The sequence below is a fragment of the Herbaspirillum lusitanum P6-12 genome, from assembly GCF_000256565.1.
GTDB classification, from domain to species: domain Bacteria; phylum Pseudomonadota; class Gammaproteobacteria; order Burkholderiales; family Burkholderiaceae_D; genus Herbaspirillum; species Herbaspirillum lusitanum.
Genome location: NZ_AJHH01000322.1, coordinates 1 through 1,601, shown reverse-complemented (window position 1 = coordinate 1,601; position 1,601 = coordinate 1). Strand labels below are relative to the sequence as shown.

Here is a 1,601-nt window from a genome sequence, read left to right as displayed (position 1 = left end):
CGGCGCGACAACGTGCGCGCAGCGCGGCGCGGAAGCCTTCCGCGCCGCCATCGAATGCGCCGCGCACGCGGCCCGTCAAGGTGCATTGGCGACCTTCGGCATTGTTCCCTCTGCGGCGGAAACTGGCTACGGCTATATCCTCCGGGGCCGGCGAGAATTACCCGGCGCGGCTGGCTGCTATGCCGTCGAGCGCTTCGTCGAAAAGCCTGATCGTGCAACGGCAGAAACTTTCGTCAAGGATAATGCCTATAGCTGGAACAGCGGCATGTTCTTGTTCCAGCCGAAACGCTATCTGGAGGAGTTGCGCGAGTTTCGACCGCTGATCGCAGAGCACTGCCAACGGGCTTTCAACGCTGCCTATCGGGATCTCGATTTTTACCGCCTGGACGAGGCTTCTTTCGCTGCCTGCCCCAGCGAATCGACCGACTACGCCGTGATGGAACACACCCGCAATGCAGCGGTGGTGCCCGTCGACATCGGTTGGAATGATGTCGGCTCCTGGTCGGCGCTGTGGTCCGTCATGGCAGGCGATGAAGACGGTAACGTGCTGCGCGGTGACGTCTACACGGACGCGGTGCGGGATTCGCTGATACGGGCGGAAAGCCGTCTGGTGGCGGTGCTGGGACTGCAGGATGTGGTGGTGGTGGAAACCAAGGATGCGGTGCTGGTGGCACACAAGGATCAAGTGCAACACGTCAAGAAAATCGTTGGCGAGCTCGGCAGGCAGCAGCGCACCGAACACCTTACCCATCGCCTCGTCTATCGTCCGTGGGGTAGCTACGAGGCGATCGACATGGGGAACCGCTTTCAGGTCAAGCGGATTACCGTCAGCCCCGGCGGCAAGCTGTCTCTGCAGATGCATCATCATCGTGCCGAACATTGGGTGGTGGTGAGCGGGACAGCACGCATCGTGTGCGGTGACGAGGAGAAATTGCTCACCGAGAACGAGTCGACCTATATTCCCGTCGGCGTCACGCACAGGCTGGAAAACCCGGGGAAATTACCGTTACACCTGATTGAAGTGCAATCCGGAAGTTATCTCGGCGAAGACGACATCGTGCGTCTCGACGACATTTATCAACGCAAATAACCTATGGTGAAATCATGCTTCCTATCCAACAATCGATCTTCAAAGCCTATGACATTCGCGGTGTAGTTGGCGTCACGCTGGATGCAGACGTCGCCAGGCAGATAGGCCAGGCGTTTGGCCAGGCGGTGCGCGACCAAGGCGAGTCGCAAGTGGTGGTCGGCCGTGACGGGCGCTTGTCCGGCCCCGAACTGAGCGCCGCCTTGATGGCCGGCTTGCAGGATGCCGGCATTGATGTGATTGATCTGGGCGTGGTGGTGACGCCGATGGTCTATTTTGCGACCTGCGTGCTCGGTGCGCAATCCGGCATCATGGTCACCGGGAGCCATAATCCGCCGGACTACAATGGCTTCAAGATGGTGCTTGCCGGCGAGGCGATTTACGGCGATGCCATTCAACAGCTGTACCAGGCGATCAGCAGCGGCCGTGTGCAAGATGCACTGGCGTCGCCGTCCGGCAGCTACCGCCAGCACGACATCAGGCACGCTTACCTGCAACGCATCATCGGCGACGC

At 60.3% G+C, this 1,601-nt stretch carries 2 protein-coding genes; both read left to right on the top strand.

Annotated elements, in window-relative coordinates:
• Positions 1-1,090, top strand: a 1,090-nt coding sequence (locus HLUSI_RS0109995; protein ID WP_016833832.1) for a mannose-1-phosphate guanylyltransferase/mannose-6-phosphate isomerase, incomplete at its 5' end; no start/stop codon positions are given.
• 14 nt (positions 1,091-1,104) lie between these two features.
• Positions 1,105-1,601 (top strand): hypothetical protein (locus HLUSI_RS0109990; protein WP_016833831.1); only part of this gene is annotated, 497 nt, incomplete at its 3' end.